We start from the raw sequence: 16,893 nt of genomic DNA, 5'->3' as shown, positions 1-16,893 counted from the left end.
TTGGTCTGTCGAGGGTAGAGAACTCACCTGCCGATCGGCTACATGATTCGTCTCAGGTCACCGGCATGTACGCGACCCGGTTCAAATCTTGAGTTGCGGAATGTCCAACCCATGGTCCTCGTCCGTGACGACTGAATTAAGCCGCCCCGTGGCGGGGTGGCGGATGCTTGCTAGCGTAGCGCAGGCATGTGGTCGACGCCATGATGCGGGGTCGGCTTGAAAGGATTGTTAGAACAGCGCACGAATTTCATCAAGTTGTTCGTTGTTGAGCCTTGGGCAAAGCTTCTTATCCATGGTGAACCTGTAGCTAATTTCGTTCTTCTCGTTCCTGGCGGAGTGAGAGACATTAAGACCGAGCCAAAAATGTGCAAGCCCTTGATCCATTGTGCAAAGAACGATTGGCCCAAATGGACCTGACGCAGCAGCTAGAAGGAATTCCAAGTAGTGGATGTCCGCTACCGCGTTATGAGCGTCTCCATGGGAGAACGCAGGCTTTGGCTTTATGATTCGTCGGCCAGCAGACAGCTTTTCACCGTGCTTGCTTTCCGAAATGCAGGATATGAGTGCAACCAGTACAAGTGATCGTCCTCGAAGGCAAAAAGAATCGGCAATACTGGAAATCTCACGGATCTTAGGCATGAGATCCATGTCGCTGGGTCTATGGACAACCAATGGAGCCGCGGCGAGCAGGAATTTTACTTCCTGCTCTTGTCTCTCCAGCTTCGGCTCTAGCGCGTCATAGAGCTGACCGCTAGTTTCAGTTGAGTGCTCGATTACTTGCTTGGCAGGATATAGCTGCCTTAATTTTTCATAAGACTTAGAAAGTTCTTGCTGAAACTCTGCTCTCGTTGGTCTTCTTCTAAAGCATCCCTCATATGCAGTAAGAATTGGGTTTATATTCTGTGAAACCCTGTTGAACTCGCCAACCCAGTATTGCTCCGCTTTGTCTGAAATCCTGTCAGGAGCAGACACCTTGGAGAGGACGTTCCGATCTAATAGCAGCAACTCCGTTGAGATCAATGGAAGATAGATGTGGCCACCCCAAGTCAAGCAGAATATTTTCAGCGGGTGTGGTGTGTTCACAGAAACGCGAATCTTCATCGCTGGTCTAACGCCTTAGTTAAGCCGTCCAGTAGCGGGGTTGCGGGCGTGTGCTAGCGTAGCTTAGGCACGTGGCCGACGCCACGATGCGGGGTTGGCTTGAACGAATTGTTAGGCCGCATTGCCAGGGCTGCTGCTTGAAATGTTTTCAGATATCTTCTTGCAGTAGTCTGCCATTTCAGTCAGTGCAGTAGCCAATTCAGAAAAAAGCAACTCTTGCTGGCCAACTACCAAGCGATCTATTAGTTTGTTTGTCTGATTAGCTTCCGTGGGGTGAACGGTTTCGGGGCCATCTGCTTTGAGCATCACCGGGTTTCCGCTCCCAAGGAGGCCTTTCATTAAGCTATCTTCTGTGTGATGTATCTCGTTACGGATAGCTCTGATTTGGTCAGCAAATTTTGCTTGTATAAAATTAGGGCGTGGATTGCTTAGCAATTTTCTTAACTCTCCGTTATCAGCGTGATTCCGCAATCGAGAGAAAGCCTGCTTTGCTCTATGCGTATTCGAGAGACAACTTTCAAAGTGGGAAACAGATCGATGCATGGCGCCAAGTGCAATTCCAGTATGGGTGCTCCAGAACTCCATTAGAGACTGACGTCCCAGTGAGTACTCAACGAATGCAGCCTCTACAAGCCTTACGTACATTACTGAGAGAGCATTGACCTGAAAGTTTGATGAGACGGGGCTGATAAATATCGTTTTTAGCCAAAAGTTCAAAAAATCACCGTTTCGGCTGTCGATTTCTGGGATATTGAAATATACGTACATGCGGCCTAAATACTAATAGACCCCAACCCGGGGCGTAGCGCATACGCTGCCACCGCCGAAAGAGGCGTGTCAATCGCGCAACGCTTTGAAATGTCGAAGGTCATGAGTCATCCGACGAATGGTCGCATTCGTGTGGGTTTACTGATCGGCGGCGAGCAACCGCCAATATCGATGATCGGGGTGGGACGACTCCGATATTGATTCCTCGTTCGGCATTGTCCCGTTAGCCTGCGTGTTGTGATATTCGCCGTTGTTCGCTACCACGCATGGTGAATGTGGACATCATGCCGAGTCCTGAGCGCGCATCGGCACAGCGGCCTGATCCGTCATTCGACTGTTGAAAGCAAGGCCGCTGAATCGTCGCGGTGCGGTCGAATCAGCGGCCTGAAGGCTGCCCTACCGCTGGTGTTGCGGGATCGCGGAGATTCCGGACAGGCTTCAGGAGCGCTCTCCGCGCGGTCGGATCTTTCGGCGCGGTGCCTGCGCTTCGCGATCCTGCATGTCGCGCACGCGTTCGCCGGCGGTGCGGATGAGGTCGGGCAGGAGTTGCGCTTCGGGCAGGTGTTTCCAGTATTTCTGCGGCATTTCCTGGCGCATCATCCGCGGGTTGAGGCGCGCGGGGTTGAAGATGTGGGCGTAGTAGGTGCGCCAGAGATCTTCGTGGGCGTCGTCGTCCGGGGCGTCGTCGCGCTGCGCGCCGGGGCCGAAGCCGAGCGCGCTGCCGTTCCAGGCGACGCTGCGGTAAGGCGTGAGGATCGCCCAGCGCATGCCGGCGAAGCGGCGCGCGAAGAACGGGGCGACGCGGTCGACGATGTGGTGCGCGGGTTCGAACCAGGCGATGAAGGCGTCGGTCTCGCCGGGGATTTCGCGGAAGCGCACGAAGGCCTTCATCTTGTGGGTATCGCGGCCGACGGCCTTCGCCAGTTCCGAGGCGCGGCGCACGTCGGCGTCGGTGAGGCGGGCGAGCAGATGCTTTTCGCCCTGCGCGATCCGCCAGACGATCCGATACAGCAGCGCATGGCGCTGCGGGTCGCTGTGGCACAGCGCGGCGTCGGCGAGTTCGAACAGCGCCGACGGCACCTGCGGTGTGGGCCTCAGCGGTTCGGCGGTCGCGAGATCGGGCGCCGCGAGCAGGCTGGCCTGCGCGTCGCCGTCCCAATCGATGTCTTCGGGCCGCAGGTCCGCGCGCAGCCCCGTGCGCGCCGCAGCGCGCCATGCGGCGAGATCCCATGGCGGGTCGATGCGGACGCGATACAGGCTCACGCGATCGCGTCCTTGCCGCTGTCGTCATGCGCGCGATTCATGCCGCGAACAGATCCTGCTGCCGCGGCTTCGGCGCCAGCTGTGCGCGCAGCGTGGCGGGATCGTCTAGACGCTTGCGCGGATGATGATCCGCCAGCTGCACGAACGGCAGCAGTTTCTGCATCGGCGCGCGCAGGCGGACGAGATCGGCGATCCGCAGCGCGCCGTGGCGGCGCGCGATCAGGATGCGGTCGACGTTGCGCGTGCCGAGCCCCGGCACGCGCAGCAGGCGTTCGCGCGGCGCGCGGTTGAGGTTCACCGGAAACTGCTCGGGATGGCGCAGCGCCCAGGCGAGCTTCGGGTCGATGTCGAGATCGAGCATGCCGCTGCCGCCGCGCGCTGTGTCCGGCGCGATTTCGTCGACGCCGAATTCGTAGAACCGAAGCAGCCAGTCGGCCTGATACAGCCGGTGTTCGCGCAGCAGCGGCGGCGCCTTCACCGGCAGGATCGACGAGGCGTCCTGGATCGGGCTGAAACCGGAGTAGTACACGCGGCGCATGCGGAAGTCGTTGTACAGCCCGTGCGAGGTGCACAGGATGCTGCGGTCGTCGGCATCGTCGGCGCCTACGATCATCTGCGTGCTCTGCCCGGCGGGCGCGAAGCGCGGCGGTTTGCTGCGCTTCGGCGCGGCCTTGGGCTTGCGGGCTTCGAGATTCTCGTCGATGCGCCAGCGCACTTCGCCCATCGCGGCGCGGATGCCGGGCAGGGTCTTTTCCGGCGCCAGCTTCTTCAGCCCGGCTTCGGTCGGCAGTTCGACATTGATGCTGAGGCGGTCGGCGTAGCGGCCGGCCAGCGCCAGCAGTTCCGGCGACGCTTCGGGAATGGTCTTGAGGTGGATGTAGCCGGCGAAGCGATGATCCTCGCGCAGGCTGCGCGCGACTTCCACCATCTGCTCCATCGTGTAGTCGCCGCTGCGGATGATGCCGCTGGAGAGAAACAGGCCTTCGATGTAATTGCGTTTGTAGAAATCGAGCGTCAGCCGCACCACTTCATCGGCGGCGAAGCGCGCGCGCGGGACGTTGCTGCTGACGCGGTTGACGCAGTAGGCGCAGTCGTAGATGCAGAAATTGGTGAGCAGGACCTTCAACAGCGAGACGCAGCGCCCGTCGGGGGTGTAGGAATGGCAGATGCCCATGCCTTCGGTGCTGCCGATGCCGCCCGACTTCAGCGAGTTGCGTCCGCCGGCGCCGCTGGAGGCGCAGGAGGCGTCGTACTTGGCCGCGTCGGCCAGGATCGAGAGTTTGCGGATCAGCTCCATGGCGGCATTGTCTCACTGCGTGCGTCTCATGCGATGAGACGCATACGCGGCGAACGGGCGTCCGGATGCGGCACAATGGCTGCTTTCCACCGGTGCGCTCCGCCCATGCGCCTCTCCGCCCTGTATCGCCATCCGCTGAAATCCGCCGCCGGCCTGCCGGTCGATGCGCTCGAAATCGAGCCGCGCGGCCCGCGCCACGATCGGCGCTGGATCGTGGTCGATGCCGAAGGCCGGTTCGTCACCGCGCGACAGACCGCGGAGATGGTGCTGATCCGTGCCGAACCGCTCGGCGATGGGCTGCGGCTGTCGGCGCCGGGCCTGCCCTTGATCGATGTTGCCGTACCCGCCGCCAACGCGCCGCGGCAGCGGATCACGGTCTGGAAGGACACCGTCGAGGCGTCGATCGCGGCACCGGAGGCCGCTGCCTGGCTGAGCGCCTTCCTGCAGCGGCCGGTGCGGTTGGCGTACATGGGCGAACATGCGCGGCGCGCGGTCGATCCGGCGTATGCGCAACCGGGCGACGAGGTGAGTTTCGCCGATGGCTATCCGCTGCTGGTGATTTCGCAGGCCGCGCTGGATGGACTCAACGCGCGGCTGACGGCGGAAGGTGCGGCGCCGGTGACGATGACGCATTTCCGGCCGAATCTCGTCGTCGACGGCGTCGCCGCGCATGCGGAAGACGACTGGCGGCGCGTGCGTATCGGCGAGGTCGAATTCGATGCGGTGAAGCCGTGCACCCGCTGCGTGTTCACCACGGTCGATCCCGCGCTCGGCCGTCGCCGCGACGATGGCCAGCCGCTGCAGGTGCTGAAGGAATACCGGCGCACGCCGGCCGGCGTCACCTTCGGCATGAATCTGATCCCGCGCCTCGGTGCGCGCGGCGTCGGCATCGTCCGCGTGGGCGATGCGGTCACGCCGCAGGCATGACGAAACGCGCCGCCCGCGGCACCGCGTCGATCGCGTATTCGCCGTAACCGGTGCCGTCCCAGTCGGCGTCGATGCGGTAGCCGAGCCGTCGCAAGAGACCGAGCAGACGCGCCTGCGGGCAGCGCCAGAGGAAGGGTTCGCGCTGCCGCGACAGCCATCGGCGGACGATGCCGTTCTCCGCGGCGAAACCCGTGCCATTCCGGTGCGTCGGTGCCAGGGCGGTGAACAGCAACCCCGGCGGCGATGGCAGCGCGGCCAGTGCGCGCAACAGTCGCAGCAGCGGACGCGCGGGCAGATACATCGCCAGGCCTTCGACGACGATCACGCAGGGCGCGGTCGATGCGGCGCAGAGATCGAGCAGAACGCCGCCGTCGTCCGGCAGGCGCAACGCCGAACGCGCGACGCCGGGCGTGTCGCCGACGATACATTCACGCAGGCGCAGGCTATCGGGATGATCGAACTCGTGCAGTTGGAGATCATGGATCGTCGCGCGCAGCGCGACACCGGTGCCGTCGAAGCCGACCGCAGGCCACAGCAGTCGCGTCCCCGGCACGAGCGTGCGCAATCGCTGCAGCAGCCATTGCTTGCGCCGGCAGTGATGCGCCGCGAGATCGGGCAGGGCGACGCGTTCGATCGCATCGAGCAGTGCGCTGCCGGCGCGATGGCGGGCAAGACCCGCGAGCAGGCGCCAGCCGCCGCCTGCGGCATCCAGGGCACGCGCCGCGATCCGCAGCGACGCGTCGGGCAACGCGAATGCGCGCCCGCGGCGCACGACCGACAGCGCGACCATCAACGCCGTCGCGCTGGGGCGTCCCGCGATCATGTCGCCGACAGGGTCGCGCGCACTGCGCGATGCCAGTCGCTGTCGAGCACGCCGTCGGGATCGTGCCGGTCCTTGGCCGCGAGGAACCGGTCGATGTGCGGATACGCCGCGCGCAACTGATCGGCACGCGCTTCGCGGTGATAGGTGAGATAGAAGCTGCCGCCGAACTGCAGCGCGCGATCGATCAGTCGCTGCAGGTCCGCGCGCATCCGCGCACGACGGTCGGCATCGTGGTGCACGTGCAGGTTCAGCACGATGCAGGCCCAGTCCTCGCGCGCCCAGGCCAGCACGGTCTCGCGGTCGCGGCGGATCAGGCGCACGGTGCCGTAGACGAGATCGGTGTCGTGGCGGCGGCAGTCGTCCGCGACCCGGCCGAGGAAGGCGTCGAGATCGGCGAGCGGCACGTACAGTTCGGTGATCATTTCCGAGCCGGTGTGACCCAGCGTCGCATCGATCGCATCGTGATAGCCGTCGAGATAGACGCCGAACTGGTGATCGTCGCTGCCGTAACGCTGGCCGTCGGTGGCCAGATAGAACGCGCTGTAGCGGCGGAAGGCTTCGCGCTTGTCGGTATGCGCCAGCGACAGCAGCGTGCGCCAATCGTCGGCCGACAGGTGCCGCGCCGGCGTTTCCGGCGGCCCGCCTTCGGCCAGTGGTTCGTAGCGCGCGAACACGCCGAGATCGAGGAAGTCGTCGTCCGCCGGATCGATCGCGAACTGGAAATCGCCGTATTGCGCGCCGTCGTCGCGCGCCTGCGCGAAGGCGGCGGCGAGTTCGCGCCGACGCAGCAGATCGACCCGGCGCCGCACGATCCGTCGCGGCGCGAGTCGAAGGGTCAGATCGACGACCACGCCAAACAGGCCGTAGCCGCCGACCGCGAGCGCGAAGAGCTGAGGTTCGCGCTCGCGATCGACGATGACGATGGCGCCATCGGGTTTCACGAGGGTGAACGCTTCGATGTCGTCCACGAACGGCGCCATGTCCAGGCCGCGACCGTGGATGTTCGCGGCCAGCGCGCCGCCGAGGCTGAAGTCGTCGGCGCCGGTCTGTTTCTGGCGGATCGACCAGCCGCGGCCTTGGCGGTCGCGCTGCGCGGCGAGGAAGTCCTGCAGCGCCGGCCAGCGGATGCCGGCGGCGACCCGCACGCGTCCGCCGACCGCATCGAAATCGAGGATGCCGTCGAGCGCGCGGGTGTCGATCAGCCAACCGCCTTCGGCGAACTGCTGCCCGCCCATCGCATGGCGTGCACCGGCGACGGCGATGCGTCGGTGTTGCCGACGTGCGGCCTGCAGGAGTTCGGAAAGATCGTCCGCGTGGCGTGGCGCGAAGATGCGCGCGTGCCGGGTCGGATTCAGCCGGCTGTGGACATCGTTCTCGTGCGGAGTGCGGTCGTGTCGCGGGGCGCCGTCCATCGGAGTGCCATGCGTGGCTGCGGGCTTCCAGCAAAGCCGCGCCGCGCGGGGCCGGCAAGCGCCGTCGCGTGGGTAGCGCCGCGCGATACCGGTGGTTCCGGGCGGGTCGACTGCAGGATCGACCGCATGCGTTCGGGCGATGCCCGGCCGCAGGCGGATCCAGCCCTCATTCGCTGTCCACGCCCGCCAGATCCAGTACCCATCGTGGCACCACCGGCTCGCCGGCGTAGAAGTCCTTCGGCTTCTGCTCCGCCATCGCCCAGCGGTGCAGCCAGCTCGGGCCGTAACGGCCGTGGTAGCCGTCTTCGCGCAGATAGGCCGGATCGCGCATGGCGTCTTCGAGCGTCACGAAACGATAGCCGCGGCGCTGGATGCCTGCGATCAGTTCGGCGTAGGCGACCGCGTTCAGTTCGTTCGCATGCAACAGCAGGATCTGCGGCAGCGCGTAGCCGAGCAGCGCCTGCGATTGCCGTTCGTAGTAGTCGATCTTGTTGAGCATGTACGGCACGTAGCCCAGGCGCAGGCGTTCGAGCACGGCCGCGCGCTCGGGCGTGTCGGCCGAGCCATCGAGTGCGGAGCCGTCGAGCACGCGCGCATAGGCGAAGGCCCAGACCCATTCGCCGTTGTCCACGGTCACCGGTGCGATGCGGTATCCGTGGCTCGCCAGGAAATCGCCGATCGCGGTCTTGTCTTCGGCGGTGCGGCCCGCGCGCAGGTACGGATGACGGAACCACTGCGGCGTCTGTCCGCGCTTCGCCAGCATCGGCCGCAGCACGCGCTCGCCGCGCAGGATCGTGTCCTGGAACGCGGGAATGCCGACGACGTGCGCATCGACATGCCCGTAGGTGTGATTGCCGAGCATGTGGCCATCGTCGAGCCAGGCCTCGAGCATCGCGACGCGCTCCGGCTGCGCCACGCCGTCGACCTCGAGCTTGTCCTCGTTGACGAAACCGACCACCGGCACGCCCGCCTGCCGCAACTGCGCGAGCAGCGCGGCATGGCGTGTGCGGAGATCCTCCGGCGACGTCGTCGCCATCCGCTGCCACGGCAGATCGTCGATGGTGACCGCGATGCGGCGGTCGGGTTCGGCCGCGTGTGACGCGACGGCGAGCAGCGACAGGCAGCAGGCGAGCAGACGGCGCATGGCGATTCCGATCATGAGGTTTCCGAGGGTACACGAGGGAACGAATGCTCAGAAGCCCTGAACAGGACAGCGCATCTTCACAGGATGGCGGACGCGGCATTCGCCTTGGGGGCACTGGGCCATAATGCGGATACATGAGTGCTGGACATCCGTCATGCTGGAGATGCATGGGATCACCAAGGTCTATCGCACGGAGCGGGTCGAAACGCATGCATTGCGCGCCCTCGATCTGCACGTCAGGGAAGGCGAGTTCGTCGCGGTGACCGGTCCTTCGGGGTCGGGCAAGACCACGTTCCTCAGTATCGCTGGACTGCTGGAGGAATTCAGCGAAGGCGAGTATCTGCTGGATGGACAGGCAGTGAAGGATCTGTCCGACAGCGCAAGAAGTCGGCTGCGAAATCGTGCGATCGGTTTCATCTTCCAGAGTTTCAATCTGATTCCGGATCTGGATGTTGCCGGCAATATCGGCATGCCGCTACGCTATCGTGGACTGCCCACGGCCGAGCGCAAGGAACGCGTGGAAGAAGCCCTGGCCGAAGTCGGCCTCAGTTCGCGCAGCCGACATTTTCCGAACGAGTTGTCCGGCGGGCAGCAGCAGCGCGTGGCGATCGCGCGTGCGCTTGCGGGTCGTCCGCGACTGCTGTTGGCGGACGAACCTACCGGCAACCTCGATTCCGAAATGGCCCGCGCCGTGATGGATCTGCTGGAAGCCGTCAACACGCGCGGCACGACGTTGATTCTGGTCACGCACGACGCCGAGCTTTCGAACCGCGCGCGACGCATCATCCGAATCGTCGATGGCATCGCGACCGACGTTTCCGGCATGGCATCCGCGATGGATGGCGGGAGCGTGCCGGAGTGAACCTGTTCGGTTACTACTGCTATCTGGCCATCCAGAGTTTTCGCCGGCATGCATTGCTGACCGCACTGACGGTGATGGCGATCGCGATCGGTGTCGGGGCATGCGCGACGACCTTGACCGTCTTCCACGCACTGTCGCGCGATCCGATGCCGGGCAAGAGCCACCGGCTGTTCCATCCGCAGTTGGATGCCGAGAGTATGGAGCGCTATTCTCCCGGCGCCGAACCGATTCGTCAGCTCACGCCATTCGATGCCGAGGCCCTGCTGCGCGATCGCCGCGGAGACCGCCAGGCGATGATGACCAGCGGACGTTTGACGGTCGAGACCGAAGACCGGCAGCGCCTTCCGTTCTATGCCGAAACCCGCTACACGAGCGCCGACTTTTTCGCCTTGTTCGACGTGCCGTTTCGCCATGGCGGCGGCTGGAGCGCAGACGACGACGAGAAGCGCGCTCGCGTGGCGGTGATTTCGATGGAGCTCGGCGAAAGGCTGTTCGGCGGACAGAACCCGGTCGGGCGCAGTCTTCTGCTTCAAGGCAAGAATTTCCGTGTGATCGGCATGCTCGATCGATGGCGGGCCACGCCGCAGTTCTATGACGTGCAGGTGCGCGACTTCGCCTATCAGGACCATGTGTTCCTGCCGTTCACGACTTTCATGGAGTTGTCGCTGCCGCGTACCGGCATCAGCAACTGCTGGCGACGGGGTGGCGCTGCGGCGGCGGATCAGGATTGCGCCTGGGTGCAGTACTGGGTGCAGTTGGACACGCCGGCCAAGGTGGACGCCTATCGACAGTATCTGCGCGACTACTCGGAAGAACAGCGCAGCAGTGGCCGCTTCCAGCGTCCGACCAATGTGCGCCTGCGCGATGTGATGGATTGGCTCGACCACAACAAGATCGTTTCCAGGGACGCGAAGCTGCAGGTCTGGATGGCGGCCGGGTTGTTGCTGTTGTGTCTGGTCAACGCGGTCGGGTTGTTGCTTGCGAAATTCCTTCACCGCAGCAAGGACATCTGCGTGCGCCGCGCCCTGGGTGCCTCGCAGAAGGACATTTTCATACAGCACATGGTCGAATGCGCGGGCATCGGTCTGGCCGGGGCGTTGCCGGGTCTGGGGTTGGCCGCATTCGGTTTGTGGATCGTACGTCGGCTGCCCGGCGATCACGCCAGACTGGCGCAACTGGACTGGACAACGCTCGTCGGCGCACTGGCGTTGGCGGTGATCGCCAGCCTCGCCGCCGGCCTGTTGCCGACCTGGCGCGCCAGCCGTACGCGTCATGTGCCGGAATGAGCGCGTCGCAGCGCCGGCATGCGGCGGCGCAGGCGCTCGATCGCGATGCGGCTGCTCCGCGGGTTCGCATGACGCACCACCCCAGCATCGTCCACGGGAGCAACCATGTCATTAGGAGAAACGCTGTCGACGATCCTGAGGCACAAGGCCGCGTCATTGATCATCGTCCTGGACATCGCCATCACCTGTGCGATTCTGTGCAACACGATCTTTTATCTCAGGACCCAGTTCGAGGGCATCACACTGCCGAGCGGTCTGGTCGAAGAAGAAGTGGTGCGGCTGACGCCGCAGGATATCGGCAACGTCGACGACCCCGATGCGCTCGCCCGGGCCGACCTTGCGCAACTGCGCCGGATTCCCGGCGTGAAATCCGTCACGGTCGCCAACTTCATCCCGCTGGGCCAAGTGGACAATGCCGCCGAAATCCGTCTCGATCCAGGCCAGCGCGAAGCCAGCTTGCGGGCGACGGTGTATCTCGCCGATGCGCGGTTTCTCGATACGCTCGGCCTGCGCCTGATCGCCGGGCGCGATTTCGGCCAGCAGGATGTCGTCGAATGGCCCGCCGATCAGAGCCAGCCGCCACCGGTGGCATCCGTCATCATGAGCCGCGGGCTGGCCGAGCGGCTGTTTCCGGGGCGCAATGCCCTCGGGCAGACCATCTACGTGCAGGACGAGCACCCGGCGCGCGTCATCGGTCTGGTCGCGCATCTGAAGCGCGGTTATGCGTCCGGTCCGGTCGACGAGCAGGATGACGCGTTCATCCTGCCGCTCCAGGCCGCTTACAGTCGAATGTACGGCAGCTACCTGATGCGCGTCGATCCCGAACGCCGCGATGAGGTGCTGGATGCCGCCGCGACGGCGCTGCAGCGTGTCCATCGCGATCGTGCCTTCCTCAATCGGGATACGTTCGAAGATGTCCGCGACAGATACTTCGAGAAGGACCGGGCAATGATCTGGTTGCTGGTCTCGATCTGCAGCGGGCTGGTGTTGATCGCGGTGGCAGGCATCGCAGGCATCTCCAGCTTCTGGGTGCGGCAGCGCGTGCGCCAGATCGGGATCCGCCGTGCGCTCGGTGCGACGCGTCGCCAGATCGCATGGCAATTCCAACTCGAAAATCTGGTGCTGAGCGGGGCTGGCGTACTGATCGGGATGCTTTCCGCTTATGGCGTCAGCCTGCTGCTGGTACGCTTCTACGAACTGCCGAAACTGCCGGTCGCTTACCTGCCGCTGGGTGTTGTGCTGATGCTCGTTCTTGGGCAGTTGGCGGTTCTGGTGCCCGCGCTGCGCGCGTCACGCGTGCCGCCGGCGCTCGCGGCACGCGCGCTCTAGCGTGCGCCTTTCCATATTCGACATGCGTCGTGATCGTGTCGACGTGCGTCGTGGCGCATCGGTGGTGCTGGAAAGAACTCCGCGTTGAACGCCGTGCCGCTTTCGGTCTGGAACTCAGGCGCATGTGCCGATCTACCGTCGGTGGATCGACACATGCGAGAAAGATCCATCCGCTGCCGCTTTCCACCGCGCTGCGTGAGGCGCTGTCAGCCGCCTGCGATGAGTGAGGTCACTGCCGCCGATCTGCGATTGGCGCTTTCCAGCGCACGCATGGAGCGCACGCTCCGTAGCGGATGACCGTCGGCCGCATGCGGGTAATAGACCGCCTTGCCATCGAGCCGAAAGCGTTCCGCCGATTCGTGCAATTCGAACTCCTTGATCAGCTCGAAGATCAGATCGAAGATGAATCCATCGCTCATTTCCTCGCACAGCGCGATCGGTCTGGTGTTGTTCTCCATCATGACGCCGCTGTTGACGGAATCTTCCATGACGGCCGTGATCTGCAGATAGGGAATCGATCCCATGTCGGAGACGATCGGTTTCCAGTCCCGGTATACCACGCGATCGCACAACGTCCGGAACCTGTCCATGCATGCAGCATCGGCATAGACACTGGGATGCCGCCTGGGGCAGGTCTGCGCATGTTCATGCATCATCGAGTCCAGCGCACTTTTTAGATCTATGGTTCCAGATGCCATTGTCGATCTCCAGGTTGTTCTGAACGTTCAGGCGTGAGCTGCTTTTCCTCAAGGTCTTTCTGCGGACATCCGCGGACATGCCGGCATGTGCATTCCTTCGCATCAATGTCTCGACCAACTCGACCAAGGCTTGATTGCCGGGATATTCGAGCGATCGGAAGCTGTTGAGCAGTCGCTTCTCGAGATCGTCGCGGGCATACAGATGCAGATCGATATCCAGTGCGATGGTGCCTGGGTCGTCCGCGTCGGTCATGACTGCGCCCCGGCCCGTGGTCAGCCATTCGTAGGAAACGTTGCAGCAGACGGCGATCTGGGCCATGTGGGCGTTGGTCGGACGCGGGCCATTGAGCTGTTCCCACTGCGCGACCGCACTGCGCGCGACGCTCACGGCGGCCGCAAGCTGTGTCTGCGACATTCCGCCGCGTCGACGCGCCAATCTGATCCTGTCCGAAGTTTCCATTTCGCTTGGCATCCCTTGATCCATGAATGCTGCTGAATGTGCGCGCTGTGTCGCTCTCTTGCCTGTGGCCCGCTCCATGCGCTCTCATGGAATATAAACCAGACTTTCCGCGTCTGTACAATTCAATGATCTGAAGTCCGCGTTATCGTGGAAAATGCACAGTGACATGCGCTCAGTCGCCTTTAGCCGATCAGCATTTCTTTGCAGAGATCTGTACAGATCTCGCGATTCGAGTTTCTGTCCGTGCTTCCATAGTCAATCTCAATCGAATTCACGTCGCTGGAATCGCGATCTGCCGATGTCTGCGAGCGCGAGACCACACCATGTGCGCGGGGCATCGTGTGATCGCTAAGCCACAATGAGCACGCGATCCGAGATGCTGCGGTTGCGCGCGTTTGCGGAACATGACTAAGTGTCCCCGCCGGTTTTCGCCGGCAAATCCGGAACATCCACGTTCAAACGGATTTCACTCACAAGGAGAGATCGTCATGTCCAATGTACTGGCCCTTCAGCTTCTGCCCGTCGGACAGTCCCCCATCGGCGGAGATTGCACCTCGTACGTCAGCTGTCCCTCGTCCCAGAGTTCCGGCAAGATCTCGGAAGACGCCGAGTGAGTCGCATGGGCGCCGCGAACTCGGGGTCGTTCATTGATCGATGAGTTCCGGATTTTCCGCTCAGGCGGATGGGCGCCGCAAGGCGTCCATCCGTTGTGGGAACAGCGAACCGAACACGGCGATCCGTGAACACGCGTGATTGCTTCATCGTCTGTCAGGAGAGAGTACTCATGGAATTCGTGGATCATCCGCGCGTCGCGTACACATTGTTCGACGGTCCCTTCTTCGAGAGCATCGATCGTTACGCGCCGGACCCGAAGTACCGCGACGCGGTCAAGGCGCTTCTGCCCGAAGGGTGGAAGGTGCAGCCACGTGGGTTCTGGACGCATTGCTTCGCCCCCGATGCCGATTTCATCGCGCATGGATGGAAGATCCACGTTTCGAGCAGGACCGAGAATGCGATCGAGACCCTGCGGCATGTGACTGCGGTCGCCGTCTCGACAGGGGTCAATTTCAAGTTCTGTTCCGATCGACGCATGTTGCGGCTTTCTCTCAACAAAAACGCGTCGCGCTCCCAGGCCGGAAAGTTCATCGCGATCTTCCCGCGCGACCAGGCGGAATTCGAGGAGGTCATCGAGCGCATCCACGTTGCGACCAGGCACCTCGACGGCCCCTATGTGCTCACCGACCGGCCTTATCGCGACAGCGAAGTGGTCTACTATCGTTATGGCGAGCATCGCGGCGAGCCACGCCTCAATCATTACGGCCAGCGCGTCCGCGGCTACCGGTTGGACGACGGCAGCTGGCATGCCGACACGCGGGAGCCGAAGTTTCGCCTGCCACCGGGTGTGCAGGATCCTTTCAGCCGCGAACAGGAACTTGCGCCTCCAGGCGACGACGGGGTACTGATCAAGGGGCGGTACCGCATCCGGCAAGCGCTCAAGTTCAACGCCAATGGCGGCGTCTACCGCGGCATCGACGAGGCCACCGGCGCACAGGTGGTGATCCGCGAGGAGCGCGGCGCGCTTGGCGCGCTGGAGCAGACCAGCACCGAACACGGTGAGGGCTACTCCCTGCACAAGGAAGCCCGGATCCTGCAGCGTCTGGCCGAGACCGGTTGCGTGCCGGGGTTCGTCGACCTGTTCAAGGAGTGGCGGCACTGGTTTCTCGTACAGGAATACATCGGCGCACAGACGCTGTGGGGCGACGCCATCGGCTACTATCTCGGTCGCTCCGGGAGGACATCCGCCGAAGCATTCGAGGCACTGCGCAGTTCGACCATCAAGCTGGCCACGGGACTGCAGGCGGTCCATGCCGCGGGTGTGGTGCTGCGCGACCTGACGCGCACCAACGTTCTGGTCACCGCGCAAGGTGACATCAAATTCATCGACTTCGAGTTTTCCCACGAGGTCGACGACGCCGGACCCTGGGTGCCGGGCGGCACTTCCGGGTACGCGGCGCCGGAGCAGATCGCCAACGAAACGCCGTCTCCATCCGACGATCACTACGCGCTGGGCGTGCTGCTGCTCGACATGTTGACCTTCAGCGCCTCGGGTTTCGACCTGAACCGGGAAGGCTTGTATGGCCGGCTCGGACAGAACATCGACGATCTGCATTTGCCGCAGGCGTTGAACGACATCGTCGCTGGCCTCACCCATCTGGATGTGGCGCAGCGCTGGGATCTCCAGCGCGCGATCGACGCTCTGAACGCGATCGAGCCGCCGCCGCCGCTGCCGCTCTTTCATGTCGGCGATGATATTCCGGAGGTCGCGCCGCCCAGCGCGGCCCTGAAGTCGGAATTGAGGCAGATGGTCGAGGACATCGGCGCGTATCTCGACGACAGCGTCGATTTCAATCGACAGGATCGGCTCTGGCCGGCGTCGAGCGAAGTCTTCACCACGAATCCGATCAATCTGAAGCACGGAGCTGCTGGTCCGGCGTTCTTCCAGCTGCAGGTCCGCGGTTCGGTCGACCCTGCAGTGTTGGACTGGATCGCCAAGCGGGCCAATCCGCGCGACTGTCCGCCCGGTCTGTTCTCCGGTCTGGCGGGTGTCGCCCTGCTCATGTCGGCAGCCGGCCGCCAGGACACTGCGGAGGCCGTCATGCGCGTCAGCAACGTCCCCGAGATGCTGTACGAAGCACCCGGGCTCTACTACGGCGCCGCGGGTTGGGGTCTGGCGAATCTGCATCTCTGGCAGGACATCGGCAACGTGCGCTACCTCGAGCAGGCATGCGGCGTCGGCGACTGGCTGTTGCGCACGGCGACGGAAGCCGAAGCCGGACTGCATTGGGCGATCGAGGACGTCGTTTCGCTCGGACTCGGTGAAGGGCAGTCCGGAATCGCGCTGTTTCTGACCTATCTCGCGGCGGCGGCCGACGAACCGCGCTACCTGCAGGCTGCGGTCCGCGCGCTGGATTTCGATCTCGCCTTCGGCGAAGAATACGGTGGACTTCTGCTGTGGCAGCCGACGGTCGATGCCCGGCCGGGCGATCCGAGGTCGCCGCATACCTGGTATGGCTCCTCCGGCATCGGTTCCGCCTGTCTGCGCTGCTACGCCGCGACCGGCGAGAGCCGATTCCTGGAAACGGCGCAGCGTTGCGCGTTGAGCGTCGCGTCGCGCTTCACCAACAAGATCTGGCAGTTCGAAGGTGCTTCCGGTTTCGGAGAGTTCCTGCTCGACATGGCGCAGTTCACCGGCGACCAGCGCTATGCGCGCATCGCCTACTATCAGTCCGAAATCCTGCTGCCGCACCGGATCCGCCGACCGAAGGGCGTGGCGTTCGCCGGCAGCGACCATTTCCGCATCTGCTGCGAATACAGCGAAGGCTCATCCGGCATCGGTCTGTTCGTCGATCGCCTGCTGCACGACAAGCCGCGTCTGCTGATGCTGGACGGCCTGCTGAAGGCCGGGATGCCTGCAACGGCGGAAGACAGCAGAATCGCGGCGGTGATGGTTTGATCGCCGGGC

Annotated in this window: 13 protein-coding genes and 1 pseudogene; 5 read left to right on the top strand and 9 right to left on the bottom strand. The window is 63.5% G+C overall.

Features of this window, described 5'->3' with window-relative positions; translation table 11 throughout:
• Positions 1-228 precede the first annotated feature (228 nt).
• From ABD974_RS11705 to ABD974_RS11690, 4 genes and pseudogenes are all read right to left on the bottom strand, one after another.
• Positions 229-1,101, bottom strand: a complete 873-nt coding sequence (locus tag ABD974_RS11705) for a hypothetical protein (RefSeq protein ID WP_345303491.1) — start codon at positions 1,099-1,101, stop codon at positions 229-231.
• A 111-nt stretch (positions 1,102-1,212) separates the two neighbouring features.
• Positions 1,213-1,869 carry a hypothetical protein gene (locus ABD974_RS11700; RefSeq protein WP_345303490.1) on the bottom strand — a complete coding sequence of 219 codons (657 nt, stop codon included), beginning with the start codon at positions 1,867-1,869 and terminating at the stop codon, positions 1,213-1,215.
• Between the two features lie 462 nt (positions 1,870-2,331).
• Positions 2,332-3,126: pseudogene (locus ABD974_RS11695) on the bottom strand (TIGR03915 family putative DNA repair protein); the annotation flags it as partial.
• 43 nt (positions 3,127-3,169) lie between these two features.
• Positions 3,170-4,429 carry a putative DNA modification/repair radical SAM protein gene (locus ABD974_RS11690; protein WP_345303489.1) on the bottom strand — a complete coding sequence of 420 codons (1,260 nt, stop codon included), beginning with the start codon at positions 4,427-4,429 and terminating at the stop codon, positions 3,170-3,172.
• A 105-nt stretch (positions 4,430-4,534) separates the two neighbouring features.
• On the opposite strand from ABD974_RS11690, the gene ABD974_RS11685 reads away from it, so the two are divergent.
• Complete coding sequence (locus ABD974_RS11685; protein WP_345303488.1) at positions 4,535-5,356, top strand: MOSC domain-containing protein; 822 nt, start codon at positions 4,535-4,537, stop codon at positions 5,354-5,356.
• On the opposite strand, the gene ABD974_RS11680 is transcribed toward ABD974_RS11685, so the two are convergent.
• The 3 genes from ABD974_RS11680 to ABD974_RS11670 form a co-directional block, all read right to left on the bottom strand.
• Positions 5,340-6,179, bottom strand: coding sequence for a hypothetical protein (locus ABD974_RS11680; protein ID WP_345303487.1), 840 nt, complete (start codon positions 6,177-6,179; stop codon positions 5,340-5,342). The two genes, ABD974_RS11685 and ABD974_RS11680, sit on opposite strands and share 17 nt — an antisense overlap.
• Positions 6,176-7,591, bottom strand: coding sequence for an FAD-binding oxidoreductase (locus ABD974_RS11675; protein WP_345303486.1), 1,416 nt, complete (start codon positions 7,589-7,591; stop codon positions 6,176-6,178). Before ABD974_RS11675 ends, ABD974_RS11680 begins: the two co-directional genes overlap by 4 nt.
• 166 nt (positions 7,592-7,757) lie before the next feature.
• Positions 7,758-8,735 carry a polysaccharide deacetylase family protein gene (locus tag ABD974_RS11670; protein ID WP_345303485.1) on the bottom strand — a complete coding sequence of 326 codons (978 nt, stop codon included), beginning with the start codon at positions 8,733-8,735 and terminating at the stop codon, positions 7,758-7,760.
• A 154-nt stretch (positions 8,736-8,889) separates the two neighbouring features.
• Here ABD974_RS11670 and ABD974_RS11665 point away from each other — a divergent pair, with 154 nt between their 5' ends.
• From ABD974_RS11665 to ABD974_RS11655, 3 genes are all read left to right on the top strand, one after another.
• The gene (locus ABD974_RS11665; protein WP_345303484.1) at positions 8,890-9,597 is read left to right on the top strand and encodes an ABC transporter ATP-binding protein; all 708 of its coding nucleotides are present in this window, start codon (positions 8,890-8,892) and stop codon (positions 9,595-9,597) included.
• 2 nt (positions 9,598-9,599) lie between these two features.
• Positions 9,600-10,883 (top strand): ABC transporter permease, encoded by a 1,284-nt coding sequence (locus tag ABD974_RS11660; RefSeq protein WP_345303514.1) that lies wholly within the window; start codon positions 9,600-9,602, stop codon positions 10,881-10,883.
• A 105-nt stretch (positions 10,884-10,988) separates the two neighbouring features.
• On the top strand, positions 10,989-12,212 hold the full coding sequence (locus ABD974_RS11655) for an ABC transporter permease (protein ID WP_345303483.1): 1,224 nt from the start codon (positions 10,989-10,991) through the stop codon (positions 12,210-12,212).
• 206 nt (positions 12,213-12,418) lie between these two features.
• On the opposite strand, the gene ABD974_RS11650 is transcribed toward ABD974_RS11655, so the two are convergent.
• A complete protein-coding gene (locus ABD974_RS11650) occupies positions 12,419-12,910 on the bottom strand; it encodes a hypothetical protein (protein WP_345303515.1) in 492 nt (163 codons plus the stop codon).
• Entirely contained in the window at positions 12,858-13,370 is a 513-nt protein-coding gene (locus ABD974_RS11645) for a helix-turn-helix domain-containing protein (protein ID WP_345303513.1), read from the bottom strand. The genes ABD974_RS11650 and ABD974_RS11645 overlap by 53 nt, the downstream gene beginning before the upstream one ends.
• Positions 13,371-14,052: 682 nt before the next feature.
• Between ABD974_RS11645 and ABD974_RS11640 the strand changes: the two genes are divergently transcribed.
• Positions 14,053-16,884, top strand: a complete 2,832-nt coding sequence (locus tag ABD974_RS11640) for a class III lanthionine synthetase LanKC N-terminal domain-containing protein (protein ID WP_345303482.1) — start codon at positions 14,053-14,055, stop codon at positions 16,882-16,884.
• Positions 16,885-16,893 lie beyond the last annotated feature (9 nt).

The organism is Lysobacter hankyongensis (genome assembly GCF_039543145.1).
Classification (GTDB): domain Bacteria; phylum Pseudomonadota; class Gammaproteobacteria; order Xanthomonadales; family Xanthomonadaceae; genus Lysobacter_I; species Lysobacter_I hankyongensis.
Note: the sequence above shows the minus strand (reverse complement) of the source record. Positions and strands in the feature narration are given on the sequence as shown.